Genomic DNA, 21,043 nt, shown 5'->3' on the forward strand with positions numbered 1-21,043 from the left:
CGATTCCACGGGCGTGTTCAACCAGGAATACGGTCTGTATTTCGCGCCGCCCGACCAGTGGCCCGCCGGCATGACGAAGGGACAACTCGTCGAGCGCCTGTCCAAACATCTGGAGAAGATCCCGGGCATCGAATACAACTTCTCGCAGTACATCCAGGACAACGTGGATGAAGCGCTGTCAGGCGTGAAGGGTGAAAACTCGGTCAAGCTGTTCGGCAACGACCTCAACGTGCTCGAAGCCAAGGCCAACGACATCCAGGCGCAGCTCAAGAAGGTGCCGGGGCTGGTGGACGTGGGCATCTTCCGCGAGCTGGGCCAGCCGACGCTGAACGTTTCGATCGACCGCCAGGCGGCTGCGCGCTTCAACATCAACGTGAGCGACGTGCAGAACCTCGTGCAATACGCCATTGGCGGCGCACCGGTCACGCAGATCCTGGAGGGCGAAAAGTCGTTCGGCCTGGCGGTGCGCCTGAATCAGCAGGCACGTGCGTCTTACGACGCCATCCGCGAACTGCTGATCGATACGCCCGATGGCCAGCACGTGCCGCTTTCGATGATCGCCAAGGTGGAAATGACCGATGGCCCATTCTTCATCTACCGTGAACTCGGCAAGCGCTATATCGCCATCAAGTTCGGCGTGCGCGGCCGCGACCTCGGCAGCGCAGTGGAAGAAGCAGAGCACGTGGTCGGCGACAGCGTGCAGCTGCCTGAGGGCTACACCGTCAAGTGGGACGGCCAGTTCAACGAGATGAAGGTCGCACAAGGCAAGCTCATGGTGATCGTGCCGTTGACCATCCTCGTGATCTTCCTGCTGCTGTACAGCACGTTCGGCAACTTCAAGGATGCGCTGATGGTCGTGCTGAATGTGCCGTTTGCGGCTATCGGCGGGCTGCTGGCGCTGCATATCGCGCATGAGACGCTGTCAATTTCGGCGGGCATCGGCTTCCTCTCGTTGTTCGGGATTGCCATCCAGGACGGGGTGATTCTGATCTCGTACGTCAATCGCCTGGCGCAATCCGAGAACGTGCGGGAAGCCACCGTCGACGGCGCCGCGCTGCGCCTGCGCCCGGTCATCATGACGGCCATGCTGGCGGGGCTGGGTCTGCTGCCAGCAGCGCTGTCGCACAGCATCGGCTCGGAAGCGCAGCGCCCGCTGGCACTGGTGATCGTCGGCGGCATGGTCACGACGACCATCCTCACGCTGCTGGTGCTGCCGGTGGTCTTCACGTGGGCACACCGCCATCGCCGTCCGCCATCGCGCGATTCGGACGTCAATCCGACGGCGGCCATGCTGCCTTAAGCCCCACGCGTACTGAACGGACAACGGCGCACCGCTTTACCGGCGGTGCGCCCGTTTTCATTTGGGCTCACACCAGAATCGGACCAATCTCATGGTGAGGCGTGAACCAGGCGAGCAGAGTGCGTCTTTGATTCTCATCGCACGCACCGCCGCAATGCACCCCACGCCCAACTTATCCGCCAACGTCGCCGCACAATTCCCCCCGCAAGTCGTCACGACGCTCACCGAGCTGTTTGGCACCGATCTGCAGCAGTGGCGTTTTATCGTCGATCTGTTTTGCGAGACGGTGGAACAGGATCTCGCCAACCTGGAGAACGCCATCCGCGGCGGCGACGACACACAGATCGTTGAAGCGGCGCACCGCATCGTGGGTTCGGCGCGCATGCTCGGGCATCAGGCGATTGGCGATGCCGCCCGCTGCATCGAGCGCGCTGCGCAGAGCGCCGGGCCGTATCGGCAACGCGCGGAGGACATGCAATCGGCCCTCACCTCCCTGCGCGCTCTCGCCGACGAATTCCGCCGGCAGGCAAACGGCTGCCCTTGGCCGGCCATCGACTGAACACCAACATTCCCCCGGGCCATTTATGTTGACAGTCACATAAATTAAGCAATTCGGTTGTATTTTGCGTAATTCGCAATACAACGGGTGCCTACAACTATTGATCTAGAACACGCTGCCCCACTATCTTTCGCGGGCAACGTCGGCGCACTCCAACCGCAGCCGACTGGCACGCACCGGCCATGACCGGCGCGGCCGCACCGTTTCGCCACACACGTCACAACACGGGCTCAACTTATCCGGGGGGATTCGATGTCCGAAGCAGTCCTGCATCCATTTTTCTCGCGCGAGCGCACCGTCGCCGCGGTTGGTTTCAACCGCTGGCTGGTTCCGCCTGCCGCTCTGGCCATCCATCTGTGCATCGGCATGGCCTACGGTTTCTCCGTCTTCTGGCTGCCGCTTGGCCGCGCGCTGGGCATCACCAAGCCGCTCACCTGCGGCGCCGATGTCTCGCTGATCGCCGAGCTGTTCACCACCACCTGCGACTGGCGCGTCTCCAGTCTGGGCTGGATGTTTACGCTCTTCTTCGTGTTCCTCGGCGCATCCGCTGCCATGTGGGGCGGCTGGCTCGAGCGCGTTGGCCCGCGCAAGGCCGGTGTCGTGTCGGCCGTGTGCTGGTGCGGCGGGCTGTTGATTTCCGCGCTCGGCATCCAGATGCACCAGCTGTGGCTGCTGTGGGTGGGCTCGGGCGTGATCGGCGGCATCGGCTTGGGGCTGGGCTACATCTCGCCCGTGTCCACGCTCATCAAGTGGTTCCCCGACAAGCGCGGCATGGCCACTGGCATGGCAATCATGGGCTTCGGCGGCGGCGCGATGATCGGCGCCCCGCTGGCTGACCGCCTGATGAAGCTGTTTGCGACACCCGAATCGGTGGGTGTGTCGCAAACGTTTATCGTGCTCGCCGGCATCTACTTCGTGTTCATGATGGCCGGCGCGCTGGGTTACCGCGTGCCGCCCACGGGCTGGAAACCGGCTGGCTGGACGCCCTCGCCCGCCAAGGCGAAGGACACGATGGTCACGCAACGCCATGTCCACGCAAATGAAGCGCTGAAGACGCCGCAGTTCTGGCTGATCTGGGCCGTGCTGTGCCTGAATGTGTCGGCCGGTATTGGCGTGCTCGGCATGGCGTCGCCGCTGCTGCAGGAAGTGTTTGGCGGCAAGCTGCTGGGCGTGACGACGTCGTTCATGGACCTGACGGCCGCGCAAAAGGGCCAGATCGCGGCCATCGCTGCGGGCTTCACGGGCCTGCTGAGCCTGTTCAACATCGGCGGCCGTTTCTTCTGGGCCTCGCTGTCGGATCGCCTGGGCCGCAAGATGACGTACGCAGTCTTCTTCGTGCTGGGCTTCGTGCTGTACGCATCGATTCCGTGGACGTCGCACACCGGCAATATCGCGCTGTTCGCACTGGCTTTCTGCGTGATCCTGTCGATGTACGGCGGCGGTTTTGCGACTGTGCCAGCCTATCTGGCCGACATGTTCGGCACGCAGATGGTGGGTGCCATCCACGGCCGCCTGCTCACGGCGTGGTCGACCGCCGGCATTCTGGGCCCCGTGCTGGTGAACTACCTGCGCGAATACCAGATCGCCCATGGCGTGGAACGCGCAGCCGTGTACGACATCACGATGATGATCCTGGCGGGCCTGCTGATCCTCGGCTTCATCTGCAACCTGCTGGTGCGCCCCGTCAACGCGAAGCACTTCATGACCGAAGCGCAACTCGACGAACAGCGTCACGCTGCGGCAACCAAGAGCCCGACGCCGTCGGTGGCTGCGCCGGAAACGTCGCTGGAATGGAAGGCGCACCCGGGCTCGGCCGTGGCTGTGGTGCTGGCCTGGGCCGCCGTGGGGCTGCCGTTGGGCTGGGGGGTTTGGATTACACTCCAAAAAGCTGCCGTTCTGTTCTCCTGACATCTGATCCAACGCCGCCCCGCCACCCATGAAGCACCAGAAGATCGAGTTCTACCGTCACCCGGCCGGTGGCTGGGGCGCGCTTAAAAGCGTTGCGCATCAACTGCTGTCGCAGGGCATCGCGGCCAAGGGCGCCAAGACGATGCTGTCGGCCAACCAGCCTGACGGCTTCGACTGCCCGGGCTGCGCCTGGCCTGACCGCGACCACGCCTCCACGTTCGAATTCTGCGAAAACGGCGTCAAGGCCGTAGCCGCAGAGGCGACTTCCCGCCGCACCACGCCGGAGTTCTTCGCCCAGCACACCGTGCGCGAACTGGCCGAATGGTCTGACTACGCGCTCGAAGACCAAGGCCGCCTGACGCACCCGATGGTCTACGACGCGGCCAGCGACAAATACGTCCCGATCGAGTGGGACGCCGCCTTCGCGCTGATCGCGCAGCACCTGCGCGCGCTGCCCGATCCGAACCAGGCGATCTTCTACACCTCCGGCCGCACCAGCAATGAGGCGGCCTTCCTCTACCAGTTGTTCGTGCGCGCCTACGGCACGAACAATTTCCCCGACTGCTCCAACATGTGCCACGAGCCCTCCGGCACGGGCATGCGGGGCAGCATCGGCGTGGGCAAGGGCACCGTCACGCTCGACGATTTCACCAAGGCCGACGCGATCTTCATCTTCGGCCAGAACCCGGGGACGAACCACCCGCGCATGCTGGGTGAGCTGCGCGAGGCGTCCAAGCGCGGCGCCAAGATTGTTTCGTTCAACCCGCTGCGCGAGCGCGGGCTGGAGCGCTTTGCCGATCCGCAAAGCAAGATCGAGATGCTGACGCTCGGCTCCACGCGCATCAGCACCGAATACCATCAGGTGCGCATCGGCGGCGACCTGGCGACGGTCAAAGGCATCATCAAACACGTGATCGAGCGCGATGACGTGGCCCGCAGCCGCGGTGAGCCGGCCATCATCGACCACGCCTTCATCGCCCAACACACCGGCGGCTACGACGCCTTTGCCGCCGACGTGCGTGCCGAATCGTGGGCAACGATCGAGGCCGAATCGGGCCTGCCGGAACACGAAATCCGCCAGGCCGGCGACACGTACATCCAGGCCGGCAGCGTCATCGCCTGCTGGGGCATGGGCATCACGCAGCACAAGCATTCGGTCGCGACGATCCAGATGATCGTCAACCTGCTGCTCCTGCGCGGCAATATCGGGCGCCCGGGCGCCGGTGCGTGCCCCGTGCGCGGCCACAGCAATGTGCAGGGCGACCGGACGATGGGCATTTACGAGAAGCCCGCGCCTGCGTTCCTGGACCGTCTTGAGCAAGTCTTCGGCATCCAGGTGCCGCGCGAACATGGCTACGACACCGTCGGCGCCATCGAAGCGATGCGGCAAGGCTCGGCTTGCGTGTTCTTCGCCATGGGCGGCAACTTCGCAGCGGCCACGCCGGACACCGCCGCCACGTGGGCCGGCCTGCGCCAGTGCGACCTGACCGTGCACGTGACCACCAAGCTCAACCGCAGCCACATCGTGCACGGCAAGGCCGCCCTGATCCTGCCGTGCCTGGGCCGGACCGAGGTCGACCAACAGGCCGGCGGCACGCAAGGCGTGACCGTGGAAGATTCGATGAGCATGGTGCACATGTCGGCGGGCATCAATCCGCCGGCCTCGCCGCATCTGCTGTCGGAGCCGGCCATCGTGGCGCGCCTGGCCGAAGCGACGCTGCCCGAAAGCACCATCCCGTGGCGCTGGCTGGTCGAAGACTACGACCGCATCCGCGAACGCATTGAAGCCGTGTTCGACGACTTTGCCGGCTTCAACGAGAAGATTCGCGTGCCGGGCGGCTTCCGCCTGCGCAACACCGCCTCGGAACGTGTCTGGAACACGCCGTCGGGCAAGGCGGAATTCCACGCGCATGCCGTGCCGACCGACACGCCGGTCCACCGCGCCCGCGAGCGCCATGCCGACGCGACCATCTTCACGCTCGCCACGGTCCGTTCGCACGACCAATACAACACCACGATCTACGGCATGGACGACCGCTACCGCGGCGTGTTTGGCCAGCGCCGCGTGGTCTTCATCAACAAGGAAGACCTGCACACGATCCGCATGAAAGATGGCGAGTGGGTGGACATGGTGACGCTGTCCGAAGACGGCACCACGCGCCGCGCCGATGGCTTCCGGCTGGTGGCGTACGACATTCCGCGCGGGTGCCTGGCGGCGTATTACCCCGAGACGAATCCGCTGGTGCCGCTGACTTCTGTGGCTGACCAAGCTCGCACGCCGACGTCAAAGTCCATTCCGGTGATGCTGGTCCCGAGCCAAGTCCAGCGCACCGCTGACGCCCAAGCGGCCAACACGGCAGAAGCCTGATGCCAACCGAGCCGGCGTGGTCTGCGCTGCAACTGGCGCTGCTGGCGGCATTGCGCGAAACCGACGCCGGCAAGCCGGTATCGCTGCCCTGGCTGACCAAGCGCGTGGGCGAGCGCGCCAGCACGGTGCTGCGCGCGCTGCATCCCTTGGCCGATGCCGGCCTGCTGCGCGTTGCCATGGACGACACGCGCTGGCTCATTGTGCTGCTCGACGCCGGCCGCGCCTTGCCCGATTTCACTGCATGACTGCCCTGCCCCACCAATCCACCGGCTTGCCCGTCGTTTCCGCCTCCGCGATGAAACGCACGCGGGCCGGCGCGCAAGAAGACACCCCCACCGCCGTCGCCGATGAAGCCCCGGTAGCGCTTGTCTTCAACGGCATCACGCATGCGGTGATGATGGCGTCGCCGACTGATCTGGAAGATTTCGCGCTGGGCTTTGCGCTGTCGGAAGGCATCATCGACGGTCGCGCCGATTGGCGTGGCGCAGACGTGGAAACGCGTCCGCATGGGCTCGAAGTGCATGCGGAAATCGCCTCGCATTGCTTCGTGCGGCTGAAGGAACGCCGCCGCGCCTTGGCGGGGCCGACCGGCTGCGGCCTCTGCGGCATTGAAAGCCTGCAGACGTTTGAAGAGGCACCGGTGCCGCTGGTGCCGCCCGCATGGCTGGCGTCATTGAGCGACGCACAGGTGCTGGACGCCATGCAGGCGATGACGGCGCATCAGCCCGCCAACGCGCTCACGGGAGGCTTGCATGCTGCAGGCTGGGTGCCCGCAGACGCTAACGCACCGCTGCATGTGCTGGAAGACGTGGGACGCCACAACGCGCTCGACAAGCTGATCGGCAGGCTGGCGCGACTCGGCATCCGTCCCGCAGATGGCTTCATCGTCATGACAAGCCGCGCGAGCTTTGAGTTGTCGCGCAAATGCGTGCAACTACAGGTGCCGCTGCTGGCGACGATCTCCGCGCCTTCTTCGCTGGCGATCCGTCACGCCAAGGCCGGGCAGTTGACGCTCCTGGCGTTCTGTCGGGGCGATAGCGTGACGCGGTTTGCGTAGCGCGCACAACGTGCTGCGTCAGATCTCCACCTTGCTGCCCAGCTCAACCAGCCGGTTGGCAGGAATCCGGAAAAAGTCCGACGGTTTGGCGCTGTTGTGCTGCATCCAGGCAAACAGCGATTCACGCCACATCGCCATGCCGGGCAGCGGCGACGGCACCACCGTGGCACGCGTAATGAAGAAGGATGTTTCCATATCTTCAAAAACGATGCCCAGCCGCTCGCCCACATTGCGGACGATCTCGTCAACGGCCGGTGTTTCCTTGAACCCGAAATCGACCACAGCCGTGTGGATGTCATCGCCAATGGTTTTGACGACCAGTCGCTTGGCGGGGTCCACATACGGCACGGCGAGCGTGCGGAAATGGATGAATAGCACACGCTTGTGCAGCACGTGGTTGTGCTTGAGGTTGTGCAGCAACGCCAGGGGCACGAAGTCGATGCTCGGTGTGAGATAGACGGCAGTTCCATCCACACGATACGGCGGATGGCGCAGCAGCCCCTCCATGAACGGCTCGAGCGGAATGCCGCCTTCCACGTTGCGCGCCTTCAGCAGCTGCGTGCCCGAGTGCCACGTCACCATCAGGAAGAAGATCAGGCCGCCCAGCAGCAACGGGAACCAGCCACCCGCTGCAATCTTGAGCAGGTTGGCGGAAAAGAACGACAGATCCACCGCCAGGAACACCGCGCCGATGCAGGCCACCAGTGACAGGCCCCACTTCCAGGCGTTGCGCATGACGACCGTCACCAGACCGGTCGTCAGCACCATGGTGGTCGTCACCGCAATACCGTAGGCCGCGGCCAGGTTGTCGGACTTGCCGAAAGCCAGCACCACCGCCACCACCAGCGCCAGAAGCATGTAGTTGACCACCGGCACGTAGATCTGGCCGATCTCCACATCCGACGTATAGAGAATCTTCATGCGCGGCGCATAGCCCAGATGCACGGCCTGCGCCGTCATCGAAAATGCGCCCGAGATGACCGCCTGCGATGCAATGACGGTGGCCGCCGTGGCCAGCAGCACCATCGGGCCCACGGCCCAGTTCGGCATCAACAGAAAGAACGGGTTCTGCACAGCGCTCGGCTCGCGCAGCAGCAAGGCGCCCTGGCCGAAGTAGTTCAGCAGCAGGCACGGCATGGCAATGTAGAACCAGGCATAGCGGATCGGACGTGCGCCAAAGTGGCCCATGTCGCATACAGGGCCTCGGCGCCGGTCAGCGCCAGAAACACCGAGCCGAACACGATGAACGCCAGCACCGTATGCCGGAATCCGAATTCGATGGCGTATACGGGGCTCAGCGCCACGAGTATCTGCGGCGACTTCACCACCGAAGCCAGCCCCATCACGCCCAGCAGCACAAACCACAGCACCATGATCGGCCCGAACAGGCGCCCCACCACGTGCGTGCCGTGCTTTTGAATCAAGAACAGCACGATGAGCACGATCAGCGCCAGGGGCAACACCCACTTCTGCAGCGCGGGCGCCATGATCTCCATGCCTTCAATGGCGGAAAGCACCGAAATGGCGGGGGTGATGACGGCGTCACCGTAAAACATGGCGGCGCCTAGCAACCCGAGCAGCATCAACGTGCGGGTGAACCGGGCGCTGCCGCTGCTGGCACGCATGGCCAGGGCCGTCAGCGCGAGGATGCCGCCTTCGCCATTGTTGTCGGCGCGCATGACGAACAAGACATATTTGACGGACACCACCAGCGTCATCGCCCAGAAGAGCATCGACAGGATGCCGAACACGGTCTGGTCGGAAAACGGCACCCCATGCTCGGGGTTGAAGCACTCCTTCAGGGCATACAGGGGGCTGGTGCCGATGTCCCCGAAGACCACGCCGATTGCGCCCACCATGGTGGCCATCAACGCGGGATTTTTCTTGGTTTTACTGGCTGCGACGGTCGTCATGGGTAGGCTGCGACTGGAACGACGGGGGCGCACGCAATTTTCGTGCACCGTCTGCTGCACTTGCTTTACGGGGGCGAACCGAGTGCGGCAGAAGCCACTAAAGCTTAGGTGAAAACGCCCGGGTTTGCGCCGGTGTTTGCACCGATGGCAAGCCCGAGCCAACCCTGCTGAGCGGCCGAAAACAACGTACGCACCCGGTCTAAGCAAAAAGCTTAAAAAACAGACTTTGACGGGGCGACGCGCCAAGCATATATTCACCAAACGATCGTTTGGCCGGTTCGGCCGGGTCTGCCTGCTGTGTTCGTATTTGGCCGGCGGCCGATCGATTTCTCAACTTCACGACTCAAAATCATGGCTACTGGTACCGTCAAGTGGTTCAACGACGCAAAGGGTTTCGGCTTCATTACCCCGGATGATGGCGGCGAAGACCTTTTCGCTCATTTCTCCGCAATCAATGCCGCAGGCTTCAAAAGCCTGAAGGAAGGTCAGAAGGTGTCGTTCGAAGTCACGCAAGGCCCGAAGGGCAAGCAAGCTTCGAACATCGTGCCCCAGTAACAAGGAGCACGCGGGCGCGGTAGCCCGGTTTTGGCTTGCCGCGCGGGGTTTCCTCGCGCGTGTATTGGCCGGGATATTCCGCCAGGCAGGTTGTTTCAGTACGTGTTTGCCATCAAGCAGTCGGATGGCCGCCGGAAGCGGTGGCCTGGTTTGACGAACCCTATTGGGAGCATGCAATGGCCAGCCGAATTGAAGAGAACGCCGTTCAATATGATCCGCCCGCCGCAGCTGCAGAAATGCATGCTGCCCCGAGTTTTATTCGGGATTCGGAGATCCAGTTTTCGCGCTCGCAGACATTCCACGAGGGCCAGCGCGTCAGCTTCGATGTAGAAATCGGGCCCGATGGCGAACTCATCGCCGTCAACATCAAACCAATATGACACGCCGGTTTCAACTCGGCATGTTCAAACGATAAAGGGAGGCATTGCCTCCCTTTCTCATGAGCGATACGTCGGCTTACTTGGCTGTCGGCATCACGAACTCGGCGCCCTTGGCGATCGAATCCGGCCAGCGTTGCATCACGCTCTTGTAGCGCGTGTAGAAACGCACGCCTTCTTCGCCATAGGCGTGGTGGTCTCCGAACAGCGAGCGCTTCCAACCGCCAAAGCTGTGCCACGCCATCGGCACCGGAATCGGCACGTTGATGCCGACCATGCCCACCTGGATCTGCCGCGCAAATGCACGCGCCACGCCGCCGTCGCTCGTATAGCACGACACGCCGTTGCCGAACTCGTGGGCGTTGATCAGCTTCACCGCCTCGGCAAGATCGTGCACGCGCACCACTGAAAGCACCGGGCCGAAGATTTCTTCCTTGTAGATCGTCATCTCGGGCTTGACGTGGTCGAACAGTGTGCCGCCCGTAAAGAAACCTTCAGCGTGGCCGTCGACCGTGTGGCCGCGGCCGTCCACCACCAGCTTGGCACCCTCTTCCACGCCCTTGGCGATATAGCCTTCCACCTTGGCCTTGTGGGCAGCGGTGACAAGCGGACCCATCTCGCTGTCGGCCTGCATGCCGTTGCCGATCTTGAGCGCACGGGCGCGTTCAGCAAGGCGCGGGACCAGCTTGTCGGCCACGTCGCCCACCGCCACGGCCACGGAAATCGCCATGCAGCGCTCCCCGGCAGAACCGTAGCCGGCGCCGATCAGCGCATCGACCGCCTGGTCGAGATCCGCATCCGGCATGACGACGAGGTGATTCTTTGCACCGCCCAAGGCTTGCACGCGCTTGCCGCGCTTGGTGCCCTCGGCGTAGATGTATTCGGCGATGGGCGTGCTGCCGACAAACGAGACAGCCTGCACATCCGGATGCTCGAGCAGCGCATCGACGGCATCCTTGCCGCCCTGCACGACATTGAATACGCCGTCCGGCAGGCCCGCCTGCTTGAGCAGGTCGGCAATCATGAGGCTGGGGGTCGGGTCACGTTCGCTCGGCTTGAGGATGAACGTGTTGCCGCACGCCAGCGCCACGGGCGCCATCCACATCGGCACCATGAACGGGAAGTTGAACGGCGTGATGCCGGCCACCACGCCCAGCGGCTGGCGCAGGTTCCAGTTGTCGATGCCGCCGCCAATGTTGTCGGTGAAATCGGTCTTGAGCAGGTTCGGAATGCCGCAGGCGAATTCCACCACTTCAATGCCGCGCGTGACTTCGCCCTTGGCGTCGGAGAACACCTTGCCGTGCTCGCGCGTAATGGCGGCCGCCAGGGCATCCTGGTTTTGATCGAGCAGTTCCTTGAACTTGAAGAGAACGCGCGAGCGCTTGAGCGGCGAGGTCTCGCCCCAGTCGGCGGCGGCCGCATGGGCAGCGGCCACGGCGGCGTCGACTTCCGATTTGCCGCCCAGCAGCACCTGCGCGCTCACGGCACCCGTGGCGGGGTTGAACACATCGGCGCTGCGCGTGCCGCTGCCGGCATGGCGTTGGCCGCCAATGTAGTGGCTGACAACGGATTCCGTCACGGCAGGATCAATCGGTCGGTTCATTTCAGGCTACCTCTTGCAGAACGGTACGAACGGTGTCGAAGATGCGCGCGATCTGCGCCTCTTCGATGATGAGCGGCGGCGAGAACGCCAGGATGTCGCCGGTGTAGCGCACCAGCACCCCGCGCTCCAGGCATTTCAGGAATACTTCGTAAGCGCGCGCGCCCACGGCGCCGGGGCGCGATTCCAGTTCGATGCCAGCCACGAGGCCCAGGTTGCGGATGTCCTTCACGTGCGGCGCGCCCTTGACCGAATGCGCAGCCGCTTCAAACACCGGCGACAGCGAACGCGCGCGCTCGAACAGCCCTTCGCTGCGATACAGATCGAGTGCTGCCACCGCCGCGGCCGCGGCCAGCGGGTGCGCCGAATACGTATAGCCGTGGAACAGTTCGATCGCACCCGGCGCACCAGCGTCGACGACGGTGTCGTGCACCGACTGGCGCACGGCCACGGCGCCCATCGGCACAGCGGCGTTGTTGATGCCCTTGGCCATCGTCAGCAGGTCTGGCGTCACGCCAAAGAACTCCGCCGCCGTTGCCGCGCCCAGTCGGCCAAAACCGGTGATGACCTCATCGAAGATCAGCAGGATGCCGTGCTTGTCGCAGAGCGCACGCAGACGTTCCAGATAACCCTTGGGCGGCACCAGCACACCCGTTGAACCCGCGAGCGGCTCGACGATGACGGCGGCAATCGTCGACGCGTCATGCAGCGTGACAAGTCGCTCCAGCTCGTCGGCCAGATGCTCGCCCCAGGCCGGCTGGCCCTTGGAGAACGCGTTGTGCTCGGGCGCATGCGTATGCGGCAGGTGATCAACGCCGGGAATCAGGTTGGCCGAGAACGCCTTGCGGTTCGGCGAGATACCGCCCACCGAGATGCCGCCGAAACCCACACCGTGGTAACCGCGCTCGCGGCCGATCAGGCGTGTGCGCTGTCCTTCGCCCCGTGCGCGGTGGTAGGCCAGCGCAATCTTGAGCGCCGTATCCACCGCTTCCGACCCCGAGTTGACGAAGAAGATGCGGTTCAGACCTTCCGGCATGATCTCGGCCACTTTTTCCGCCGCACGGAAGGCCATCGGGTGGCCCATCTGGAAGGTGGGCGCGTAGTCCAGCGTGCTCGCCTGCGCGGTGATGGCCTCGACGATTTCCTTGCGGCTGTGCCCGGCGTTCACGCACCAGAGGCCCGCCGTGCCGTCCAGCACTTCACGGCCGTCGGCGTCGCGGTAATACATGCCCTGGGCCGACGTCAGCAGGCGCGGCGCAGCCTTGTACTGACGGTTGGCCGTGAACGGCATCCAGAAATAGGACAGATCGGTGGTTTCCAGCGGGTGCGGTGCGGGTTTCATCGGCGGCTCCGAAAAAACAGCGGAAGGGGAACGGACTGGCAAGCCAGCAATTGAAGCAAACTGTACAGAGTCATACGCGACGCGGACATGCACAGATGGCGGTTCTATAAGAAACTGTATAGGCGCCTACCACCCGCTTCGTGCCGCATCGCAACATGCAACTCGAACTCGATCCTTCTCATCCCCAGCGTACGTTGGTCGACCAGATCGTCCAAGGCATTCGTGCGGCGGTCGACAGTCATACCTTGCTGCCGGGCACTCGGCTGCCCTCCGTGCGCAAGTTGGCGCAGGCCCACGACGTGAGCACCTTTACCGTGGCGGAGGCCTACACGCGGCTGGCGGCGCTGGGCGCCATCGTCGCGCGGCCGCGTTCGGGCTACCTGGTGGCGGCTCGTACACCAGCCCAACCGGCTTCCGTGGCCCCACGCTGGGAGCCCCCGACGCTCAACGCGGCGTGGCTGCTGTCGGATGTCTTTGCCGATCGCTCCATCGCCATCAAGCCAGGCTGCGGCTGGCTGCCGAACGACTGGCTGGACGAGCGCGGTGTGCAGGAAGCCATGCGCGCGGTGAGCCGTGTGTCGGCGTTGCGGGTGGCGGGCTACGGACATCCGTGGGGCTATGCGCCGTTGGGCGAATACGTGGCGCAGTCGCTGGCGCTGCGCGGGCTGCCGGTGGAGCGCTCGCAAGTGCTGCTGACCAGCGGCGCGACGCAGGCGCTCGACCTGATCGTCCGCACGTTGTTCAAAGCGGGCGACGTCGTCGCGGTGGATGATCCGGGCTACTGCAACGTGCTCCAGGTGCTCAAGCTGGCCGGCCTGCGCGTGGTCGGCGTGCCGCGCACGCCGGATGGACTCGACACCGTGGCGCTCGAAAACATCCTGCGCGCCGACGATGCCGACCGGCCGCGCGCCCTTTTCACCAGCTCCGTGCTGCAGAACCCCACCGGCTCCTCGATGACGGCGCAGAATGCCTATCGCGTGCTGCAACTCGCAGAGCAACACGGCCTTTGGATTGTCGAAGACGACTTGCACCGCGAACTGGCCGACCCCGCCGCCCCGATGCTGGCTGCGCTCGACGGCCTGCGCCGCACGCTCTACGTGAGCGGCTTTTCCAAGACGATCTCGCCCTCATTGCGCGCGGGCTATGTGGTGGCCGACGCCGCCATCACGCGCGAACTGGCGCGCACGAAGATGGCCGTGGCGCTCACCTCCTCTGAAATTACCGAGCGCATCGTGCATGCGTTCGTCACCCGCCCCGTCTATGCCGAACACGTGGCGCGACTGATTGCGCGACTGGGCGAGGCCCACACGCGTGTCGAAACCCTCATGCGCCAACATGGTGCCGAGCCGTTCGATACACCGGGGCGCGGTCTCTTCCTGTGGGCGCGTTTGCCCGGCCACGCAGATGCCGCCGCGCTCGCCAATCAGGCCATCGAGCACAATATCTGGCTCGCGCCGGGCCAATACTTCCGGACGCATGACGAGCCGAGCCCGTGGCTGCGCTTCAACGTCGCGTACTCCGCCGAGCCGGCGCTCTGGGAATTCCTCTCGCACGCCTGACAGGCGCAAGCTGCATGCGGCGCAATGACGTATTGCATGCAATCAATCACGTGACCGGCACTCAAACGTGAGCTTCGCTGGAACGGAAGGTCGCGGCGTCACAGAAGCGCGACACGATGCGCTGTCGCCTACCGTTCTCCTGCGCTGTACCGATTCCCAACGCCACCTGCAGCCCAACCTGCACAAGGAGTGCCATGGACATCAAGACCATCCGCGAAACCGCCTTCGCGATGCCGCTGACGAGCCCCGCCTACCCGCCCGGCCCGTACCGCTTCATCCACCGCGAATTCTTCATCATCACGTACCGCACCGACCCGGCCAAGCTGCGCGCCATGGTGCCCGAGCCGCTGGAAGTGCCCGAACCGCTCGTCGCCTACGAGTTCATCCGCATGGCCGATTCCACCGGCTTTGGCGATTACACCGAAAGCGGCCAGGTCATCCCCGTCACCTACGAAGGCACTCCTGGCACGTACACGCTGGCGATGTACCTGGACGACCATCCGCCCCTGGCCGGCGGCCGCGAAATGTGGGGCTTCCCCAAGAAGCTCGCCTCGCCCCGGCTGGTGACCGACAAGGACACGCTGATCGGCACGCTCGACTACGGCCCCGTTCGCGTGGCGACCGGCACCATGGGCTACAAGCACCGAGAGCTGGATCTGGCCGAACAGAAACGCCGCCTGGAGCGCCCGAACTTCTTGTTGAAGATCATTCCGCACGTGGACGGCAAAACCGCGCGCATCTGCGAACTGTCGCGCAACTACATGGTCGACATCGACATGAAAGGTGCGTGGACCGGCCCCGCATCGCTCGAACTGGCGCACCATGCGCTGGCGCCCGTGGCCGAATTGCCCGTGCTGGAGATTGTCGAAGCGCGGCACATCATTGCAGACCTGACCCTCGGCATGGGCGAAGTCGTATTCGATTACCTCGCGAAGTAACGCCTGCCCAACGCCATTCCTTTCCCGCCAACCCTCGGAGTACACACATGTCTGATTTGAAAGGCAAAGTCGCCGTCGTCACGGGTGCCGCCAGCGGCATCGGCAAGCAGATCGCCCTCACGCTCGCCGGTTCGGGCGCGGCCATCGCCATCGTTGACCTGAACGAAGACGGCGCCAAGGCCGTCGCCAAGGAAATCACCGATGCCGGCGGCAAGGCCATCGGCTTGCGCATGGACGTGACCGATGAACAAGCCGTGGACAGCGGCATCGACCGCGTGGCCGAAGAACTCGGCTCGGTCGACATCCTGGTCTCGAACGCCGGCATCCAGATCGTCAACCCGTTCGTGAGCTATTCGTTTGCCGACTGGAAGAAGATGCAAGCCATCCACGTCGATGGCGCGTTCCTGACCACGCGTGCAGCGCTGCGCCACATGTACAAGGACGACCGTGGCGGCGTGGTCATCTACATGGGCTCGGTGCACTCGCATGAAGGCTCGCCGCTCAAATCGGCCTACGTGGCGGCCAAGCATGCGCTGCTCGGCCTGAACAAGGTGCTGGCCAAGGAAGGTGCCGCGCATAACGTGCGTTCGCACGTGGTGTGCCCCGGTTTTGTGCGCACGCCGCTGGTCGAAAAGCAGATTCCCGAGCAAGCAAAGGAACTCGGCATCAGCGAAGAGGATGTCGTGAAAAAGGTCATGCTCGGTGATACCGTGGACGGCGTGTTCACTACGGTGGAAGACGTGGCCGAGACGGTGCGCTTCCTGGCCACGTTCCCGAGCGCCGCACTGACCGGCCAATCGTTCGTGGTGAGCCACGGCTGGTTCATGCAGTAAATCTAAGCACCCGCAAGGAGGTTGGAGGAGATATGCCCGCACCCAAACTACGCGTGGCCGCAACCAAGCGGCCCACGCCGGCAGAGTCGTCGCGCCCCGCAGATGCGCCGCTCACTACAGCGCAGCGCATCGTACTTCCCGAATACGAAAACATCGCGCTGGTGCTGCAAGGCGGCGGCGCGCTGGGCTCGTACCAGGCCGGCGTGTTCGAAGGGCTGGACGAAGCCGGCATCGTGCCGAACTGGATTGCGGGCATCTCCATCGGGGCGCTGAATACGGCCATCATTGCTGGCAACGCGCCCAAGCATCGGCGAGAAAAGCTGCGCGAGTTCTGGCAGATCATCACGCAACCGACGTTTTCGCCGCCGCTGCCGGACATCCTGGAAAACGCCTGGTTTGACGGCAACGCGCATCTGCGTAAATGGCTGACCGCCATGCAGGCGACGGACACCCTGCTTGAAGGCCAGCGTGGCTTCTTTACACCGCGCTTTCCTGCGCCGCTGCCGGCCAACGAGGTCGACCCGCTTGAAGCCAGCTACTACGACACCTCGCCGCTCAAGGCGACGCTGGAGCGCCTGTGCGATTTCGACCGCATCAACGACGGCGGCATCCGCGTGTCGGTCGGTGCCGTGAATGTCCGCACCGGCAACCTGGAAGCCTTCGACAACACCGAGCGCCGCCTGCGCGCCGAGCACTTCATGGCATCGGGCGCGCTGCCGCCGGGCTTTCCGCCTGTGCTGATCGACGGCGAGTATTACTGGGACGGCGGTGTCGTCTCCAACACGCCGCTGTCGTATGTGCTGGGCTCCAAGCCACGCCGCGACACGCTGGTGTTTCAGGTGGACCTCTGGAGCGCGCTGGGGCCCGTGCCCAATACGATGATCGGCGTGGCCAGCCGGCAGAAGGACTTGCAGTACTCCAGCCGAACGCGGCTCACCACCGACTGGATGGAACGTTCGCAATCCACCCGCCGGTTGATACGGAAGCTGCTCGATCACCTGCCGCCCAAGGAGTTCGAGCGCACGCAGTGGTACAAGCACGCGCAGGAAATGGCCTGCACCAAGCGCTACAACGTCTTCCACCTCATCTACGCAGCCAAGGAACACGAAGGCCCCGGCAAGGACATCCAGTTCGGGCCATCCACCATGCGGGACCATTGGGCGTCAGGCCTGGCGGATATTCGCGAATCGCTTTCGCACCCGGAGTGGCTGGAGATGCCCGATAACGAGACTGGCTTCATCACGCACGACATCCACCGCCATCCGGGCTTAGAGCGGGAAGACAAACGGCTCTGAGCCACACTACCGCGGTGCGGCCGGCATACGCAGCGCAGTCGACAGCGGCGGCCGCGGCAGCGCGGCCGTCCATGCACGGCGGATCACCGCGCTGATCTGCTTGTAGACCTCTTTTGAGATCACCGTTTCGGCCAGCATCGTGTCGATCTTGCTCTGGCCGATGTATAGCGCGAACAGCACCAGCAGGCGTTTTTCCAGCGCGGCGCTGTAGTCGCCAAACTTCTCGCGCAGCTCGGCCAGGCCCTCCTCCGCGGCCTCGATACGGGTGATCAACACGCCGTCGAGCAGGTCTGCCATGCGCTCGCCCAGCACGGGCTGCAGCGACGTACGGTTGTACGCGCGCAAGCGTTCGAGCACCGTCTGGCGGCAAATGAGCAGTTCAAAGCGATCGGCCAGCGCGTTGGCCAGTGGCCGGTCGATATGCGCCACACGATGCAGCCACACCGCAAAGCGGTAGCCGGCGTTCTTGGCCAGGATGCGCCGCGACGCGCGCTTGTAACCCAGGCGCCCCTCCGTGCGCGCCGCGTCGATCATGTCCGCGGTGTTGCGCATCATGGCGTCGAGGTTGCGGATCGAGACAAGGCCGTTGCCGTACTCGGGAATCAACTCGCGCTCCCGCGTGGCAAGCGATACCAGGCCGATGGTCAGGCGCTCGCGCTCGGACAGCGCTTCTTCAAGGTTCAGCTCGAGCGCGCCGGCCGCGACCTCCCGCCGATACACCTCCGCCGCCTGATCGGTCGCGCCCGACGTGAAATGAAAATGCCCGCCGATGCGGCGCATGGTCGATTCCACTTCCTCCGTCGACATGCTCAGCGCCTGGCCTTGCAAGGCTTGCTCTTGCGGCGACAACTGATCGAGCCCCAACTGCCGCATCACCCAGCGCAGCGTCGCCCCGTTGAAGAGCACGCTCACCAGCACAAAGCCGGTGGCGAGGATGGTGACGAAATGACGATCGGCCTCGTGCACGGCCTGGTTCTCGGCCACACCGAGCGCCAGCACCAGCGTGACAGCACCTCGCAGGCCGCCCCACGCGAGGGCAAGCTTGTAGGCATGGCTGACCGGCGCGGAAAGCTTGAGCCACGCCAGCGCAGGCAACAGCCCAAACAGCACGGCAAGGCGCGCCGCCAGTGCCGCCAGCACGATCACCGCCAGCCACAGCGCGTCTTTCCACACCACGCCGTGCAGCAGTTCCGGCACGCGCACCGCCGCCAACAGAAAGACCACCGCCCCAGCCAGCGCCGCAATCTGCTCCCAAATCAGTTGCAGATGGGACCAGTTGCGCGGCGTCAGACGCGTGCGGCCCAGCGCGCCGATCACCAGCCCGGCGCAGACCACCGACACCACACCCGACACGCCCAGCATGTTTTCCGCCACGAGATACAGCGGATACGGGAGCGCGAGCGTCCACGCGGCTTCGGCTTGGGCGATGCCGCGCAGCGCTGGCAACAGGAATGCGGCGATACGCCCGGCAATCAAACCGAACACCACGCCGCCGCCAAACGCCTTGGCCAGCTCCCGCAGGCCGGTGCTAACGGTGGCGTCACCGCCGTTTCCCGTCAGCATTGCGAGCAGCACGCCCATGATGGCAATGGCGGCCGCATCGTTCAGCAGCGCCTCGCCCTCCACCAGGCGGATCAGCCGCGCCGGTGCGCCCACGTCGCGAAACACCGCAATCACGGCGGAAGGATCGGTCGTGGCGATCATCGCGCCGAGCAGCAGGCACGTGACGATGCCGAACGGCGTGACGGCCGCCGCAGCGAGGCCGATCACCCCCGTGGCGACCACCACGGCCACGATGGCCAGCATCAGAATCGGCGCGGCATCCGGCGCCATGCTGCGCACATCGACCGACAGCGCTGCCTGAAACAGCAGCGGTGGCAGGAACAGCCACAGGTACGCCTCCGCCGGCCAGCTCGGGTCGACGAGCGGTGCGAAGAACGTGGTGGCAAAGGCGGGCGCGCTGCTGCGCAAGATCACATAGGCGCCGCCAATACCGATGCCCGCCAGCGCCAGCAAGGTCGATTCGGGCAGCGTCAGGCGCGAAGCCAGCATCTGCACCAGCGCCACCACCGCCAGCAGACCGCCCGCCACCAGCAACAGGATCACGACGCCGTTCACGACGCTGCCTCCCGCACAGCGAGCCAATCCGCCCGTTCGGCATCGGTCAGGACCGGCACGACGGCCGTGCCGGTTTCGGCAGCGGCCACGGCGGCTTCGAGCACAGCCATGACGGCCACCGCCTGAACGGGCGGAACGGGATTTGGGCGCTCGCCGAGGATGGCGTCGCGCACAGCGGCGTAGTAGGCGCGCTGATCGCCAGCAGGCGTTGCGATGTCGGTTTCGGTGGATGTTGCGCCGTCGATGAGCAGGCTCGCGTCGTCGTCGGCGCCCCAGCCTTGCGCGCCGGGTTGCATCCCGGCCAGCAGTTGCGCTTCCTGCTGATCCATCCGCCGCTTGATGAACGAACCGCGCGTGCCGTGGACGACCCAGCGCGGCGAGCCGCCCGCCACCAGCATGCTCGCGTGAAGCACGGCGCGCCGCTCGCCCATTTCCAGGACGACATGCGCCCAATCCGGCGTTTCCGCGCCTGGCCGCTGGCGTGCGAACGAAGCGCTCACCGCATCGGGCAGGCCAAGCAGTTGCAGCGCCTGGTCGACGAGGTGCGGACCGAGATCAAACCAGATGCCCGTGCCCCGCCCCGCCTGCTCACGCCAGCGCGCACGCACCTCCGGACGATAACGATCGAAATGCGCCTCGACGTGCATGGCCTCGCCAATGGCGCCGCCCGCCATGGCGGCTTGCACGGCAAGGAAATCGCTGTCCCAGCGGCGGTTCTGAAACACCGACAGCATGCGCCCCGTCTCCCGCGCCACCCGCGCCAGATGCCGCGCCTCTGCCAGCGTGACGGTGAACGGCTTGTCCACGACGACATGCTTGCCGGCGCGCAACGCAGCTTCAGCCAACGGCGCGTGGCGGTCGTTTGGCGCGGCAATGATGACGAGGTCGACATCTGCGTGCGTGGCCGCCGCTTCGGGCGCGCAGACAACAGCCGGCGGCCGGTCCGCATGCACGGCCTCCGGCCGGGTGGAACCGATGACCCGCAAATGCAGCCCCGGCGTGGCGTCGATCAACGCGGCGTGAAAGAGCTTGCCGGCATAACCGTAGCCGATCAAAGCGGCTCTCAATGGCATCTGATGTGATGAATGAGACATGTCGAAAAAATGGCAGAAAACAGGCGAGTCAGACGACGGCGCGGCAACTTGGTGCCCAAAACCTTAGGACGTCGCACAAAAAGTTGCTGGACCCACGGCCAGCAAACGTTGCGTATCGTCAAAAACACGCCTTAACTCTCTTGTAAATAGGAATTGTTCTCATTATTATCTGCGCCTTCACATTCTGAAGGCGCCGCACCTCGGGGGAGGGAGTCGCGTCTTACTTT

16 protein-coding genes and 1 pseudogene are annotated in these 21,043 nt (G+C 64.5%); 12 read left to right on the forward strand and 5 right to left on the reverse strand.

Going from position 1 to position 21,043, the window contains the following annotated elements; genetic code table 11:
• The 6 genes from FUT88_RS12855 to fdhD all read left to right on the forward strand — a co-directional run.
• Positions 1-1,300 (forward strand): efflux RND transporter permease subunit (locus tag FUT88_RS12855; RefSeq protein WP_147215624.1); only part of this gene is annotated, 1,300 nt, incomplete at its 5' end.
• 91 nt (positions 1,301-1,391) lie between these two features.
• Positions 1,392-1,859: an Hpt domain-containing protein gene (locus FUT88_RS12860; protein WP_147215626.1), complete on the forward strand. Its 468-nt coding sequence runs from the start codon at positions 1,392-1,394 to the stop codon at positions 1,857-1,859.
• Between the two features lie 252 nt (positions 1,860-2,111).
• A complete protein-coding gene (locus FUT88_RS12865; protein WP_147215628.1) occupies positions 2,112-3,767 on the forward strand; it encodes an OFA family MFS transporter in 1,656 nt (551 codons plus the stop codon).
• A gap of 28 nt (positions 3,768-3,795) precedes the next feature.
• Entirely contained in the window at positions 3,796-6,135 is a 2,340-nt protein-coding gene (locus FUT88_RS12870) for an FdhF/YdeP family oxidoreductase (protein WP_147215630.1), read from the forward strand.
• The gene (locus tag FUT88_RS12875; RefSeq protein WP_147215632.1) at positions 6,135-6,380 is read left to right on the forward strand and encodes a MarR family transcriptional regulator; all 246 of its coding nucleotides are present in this window, start codon (positions 6,135-6,137) and stop codon (positions 6,378-6,380) included. Before FUT88_RS12870 ends, FUT88_RS12875 begins: the two co-directional genes overlap by 1 nt.
• The gene (fdhD, locus tag FUT88_RS12880; protein WP_147215634.1) at positions 6,377-7,192 is read left to right on the forward strand and encodes a formate dehydrogenase accessory sulfurtransferase FdhD; all 816 of its coding nucleotides are present in this window, start codon (positions 6,377-6,379) and stop codon (positions 7,190-7,192) included. The genes FUT88_RS12875 and fdhD overlap by 4 nt, the downstream gene beginning before the upstream one ends.
• Before the next feature lie 18 nt (positions 7,193-7,210).
• Here fdhD and FUT88_RS12885 read toward each other — a convergent pair.
• A pseudogene (locus FUT88_RS12885) lies at positions 7,211-9,105 on the reverse strand (potassium transporter Kup).
• Positions 9,106-9,456: 351 nt separating this feature from the next.
• Here FUT88_RS12885 and FUT88_RS12890 point away from each other — a divergent pair.
• On the forward strand, positions 9,457-9,660 hold the full coding sequence (locus FUT88_RS12890) for a cold-shock protein (RefSeq protein ID WP_027679026.1): 204 nt from the start codon (positions 9,457-9,459) through the stop codon (positions 9,658-9,660).
• Positions 9,661-9,836: 176 nt separating this feature from the next.
• The gene (locus FUT88_RS12895) at positions 9,837-10,040 is read left to right on the forward strand and encodes a cold-shock protein (protein ID WP_147215636.1); all 204 of its coding nucleotides are present in this window, start codon (positions 9,837-9,839) and stop codon (positions 10,038-10,040) included.
• A gap of 76 nt (positions 10,041-10,116) precedes the next feature.
• On the opposite strand, the gene FUT88_RS12900 is transcribed toward FUT88_RS12895, so the two are convergent.
• Positions 10,117-11,640: a CoA-acylating methylmalonate-semialdehyde dehydrogenase gene (locus tag FUT88_RS12900; protein ID WP_147215638.1), complete on the reverse strand. Its 1,524-nt coding sequence runs from the start codon at positions 11,638-11,640 to the stop codon at positions 10,117-10,119.
• Position 11,641: 1 nt separating this feature from the next.
• The gene (locus FUT88_RS12905) at positions 11,642-12,979 is read right to left on the reverse strand and encodes an aspartate aminotransferase family protein (protein ID WP_147215640.1); all 1,338 of its coding nucleotides are present in this window, start codon (positions 12,977-12,979) and stop codon (positions 11,642-11,644) included.
• 155 nt (positions 12,980-13,134) lie between these two features.
• Between FUT88_RS12905 and FUT88_RS12910 the strand changes: the two genes are divergently transcribed.
• The 4 genes from FUT88_RS12910 (at position 13,135) to FUT88_RS12925 (ending at position 17,604) form a co-directional block, all read left to right on the forward strand.
• The gene (locus tag FUT88_RS12910; RefSeq protein ID WP_147215642.1) at positions 13,135-14,538 is read left to right on the forward strand and encodes a PLP-dependent aminotransferase family protein; all 1,404 of its coding nucleotides are present in this window, start codon (positions 13,135-13,137) and stop codon (positions 14,536-14,538) included.
• A 194-nt stretch (positions 14,539-14,732) separates the two neighbouring features.
• Complete coding sequence (locus FUT88_RS12915) at positions 14,733-15,476, forward strand: acetoacetate decarboxylase (RefSeq protein ID WP_147215644.1); 744 nt, start codon at positions 14,733-14,735, stop codon at positions 15,474-15,476.
• A 47-nt stretch (positions 15,477-15,523) separates the two neighbouring features.
• On the forward strand, positions 15,524-16,309 hold the full coding sequence (locus tag FUT88_RS12920; protein ID WP_045220069.1) for a 3-hydroxybutyrate dehydrogenase: 786 nt from the start codon (positions 15,524-15,526) through the stop codon (positions 16,307-16,309).
• A gap of 32 nt (positions 16,310-16,341) precedes the next feature.
• The gene (locus FUT88_RS12925; protein WP_147215645.1) at positions 16,342-17,604 is read left to right on the forward strand and encodes a DUF3734 domain-containing protein; all 1,263 of its coding nucleotides are present in this window, start codon (positions 16,342-16,344) and stop codon (positions 17,602-17,604) included.
• A 6-nt stretch (positions 17,605-17,610) separates the two neighbouring features.
• Here the strand turns inward: FUT88_RS12925 and FUT88_RS12930 are convergent, their stop codons facing one another.
• On the reverse strand, positions 17,611-19,722 hold the full coding sequence (locus FUT88_RS12930; protein ID WP_147215647.1) for a cation:proton antiporter: 2,112 nt from the start codon (positions 19,720-19,722) through the stop codon (positions 17,611-17,613).
• Positions 19,719-20,795, reverse strand: a complete 1,077-nt coding sequence (locus FUT88_RS12935) for an oxidoreductase (RefSeq protein ID WP_147215649.1) — start codon at positions 20,793-20,795, stop codon at positions 19,719-19,721. Before FUT88_RS12935 ends, FUT88_RS12930 begins: the two co-directional genes overlap by 4 nt.
• Between the last annotated feature and the right edge of the window lie 248 nt (positions 20,796-21,043).

Origin of the sequence: Ralstonia sp. TCR112 (assembly GCF_007997035.1) — a bacterium.
In the GTDB taxonomy this organism is placed as follows: domain Bacteria; phylum Pseudomonadota; class Gammaproteobacteria; order Burkholderiales; family Burkholderiaceae; genus Ralstonia; species Ralstonia edaphi.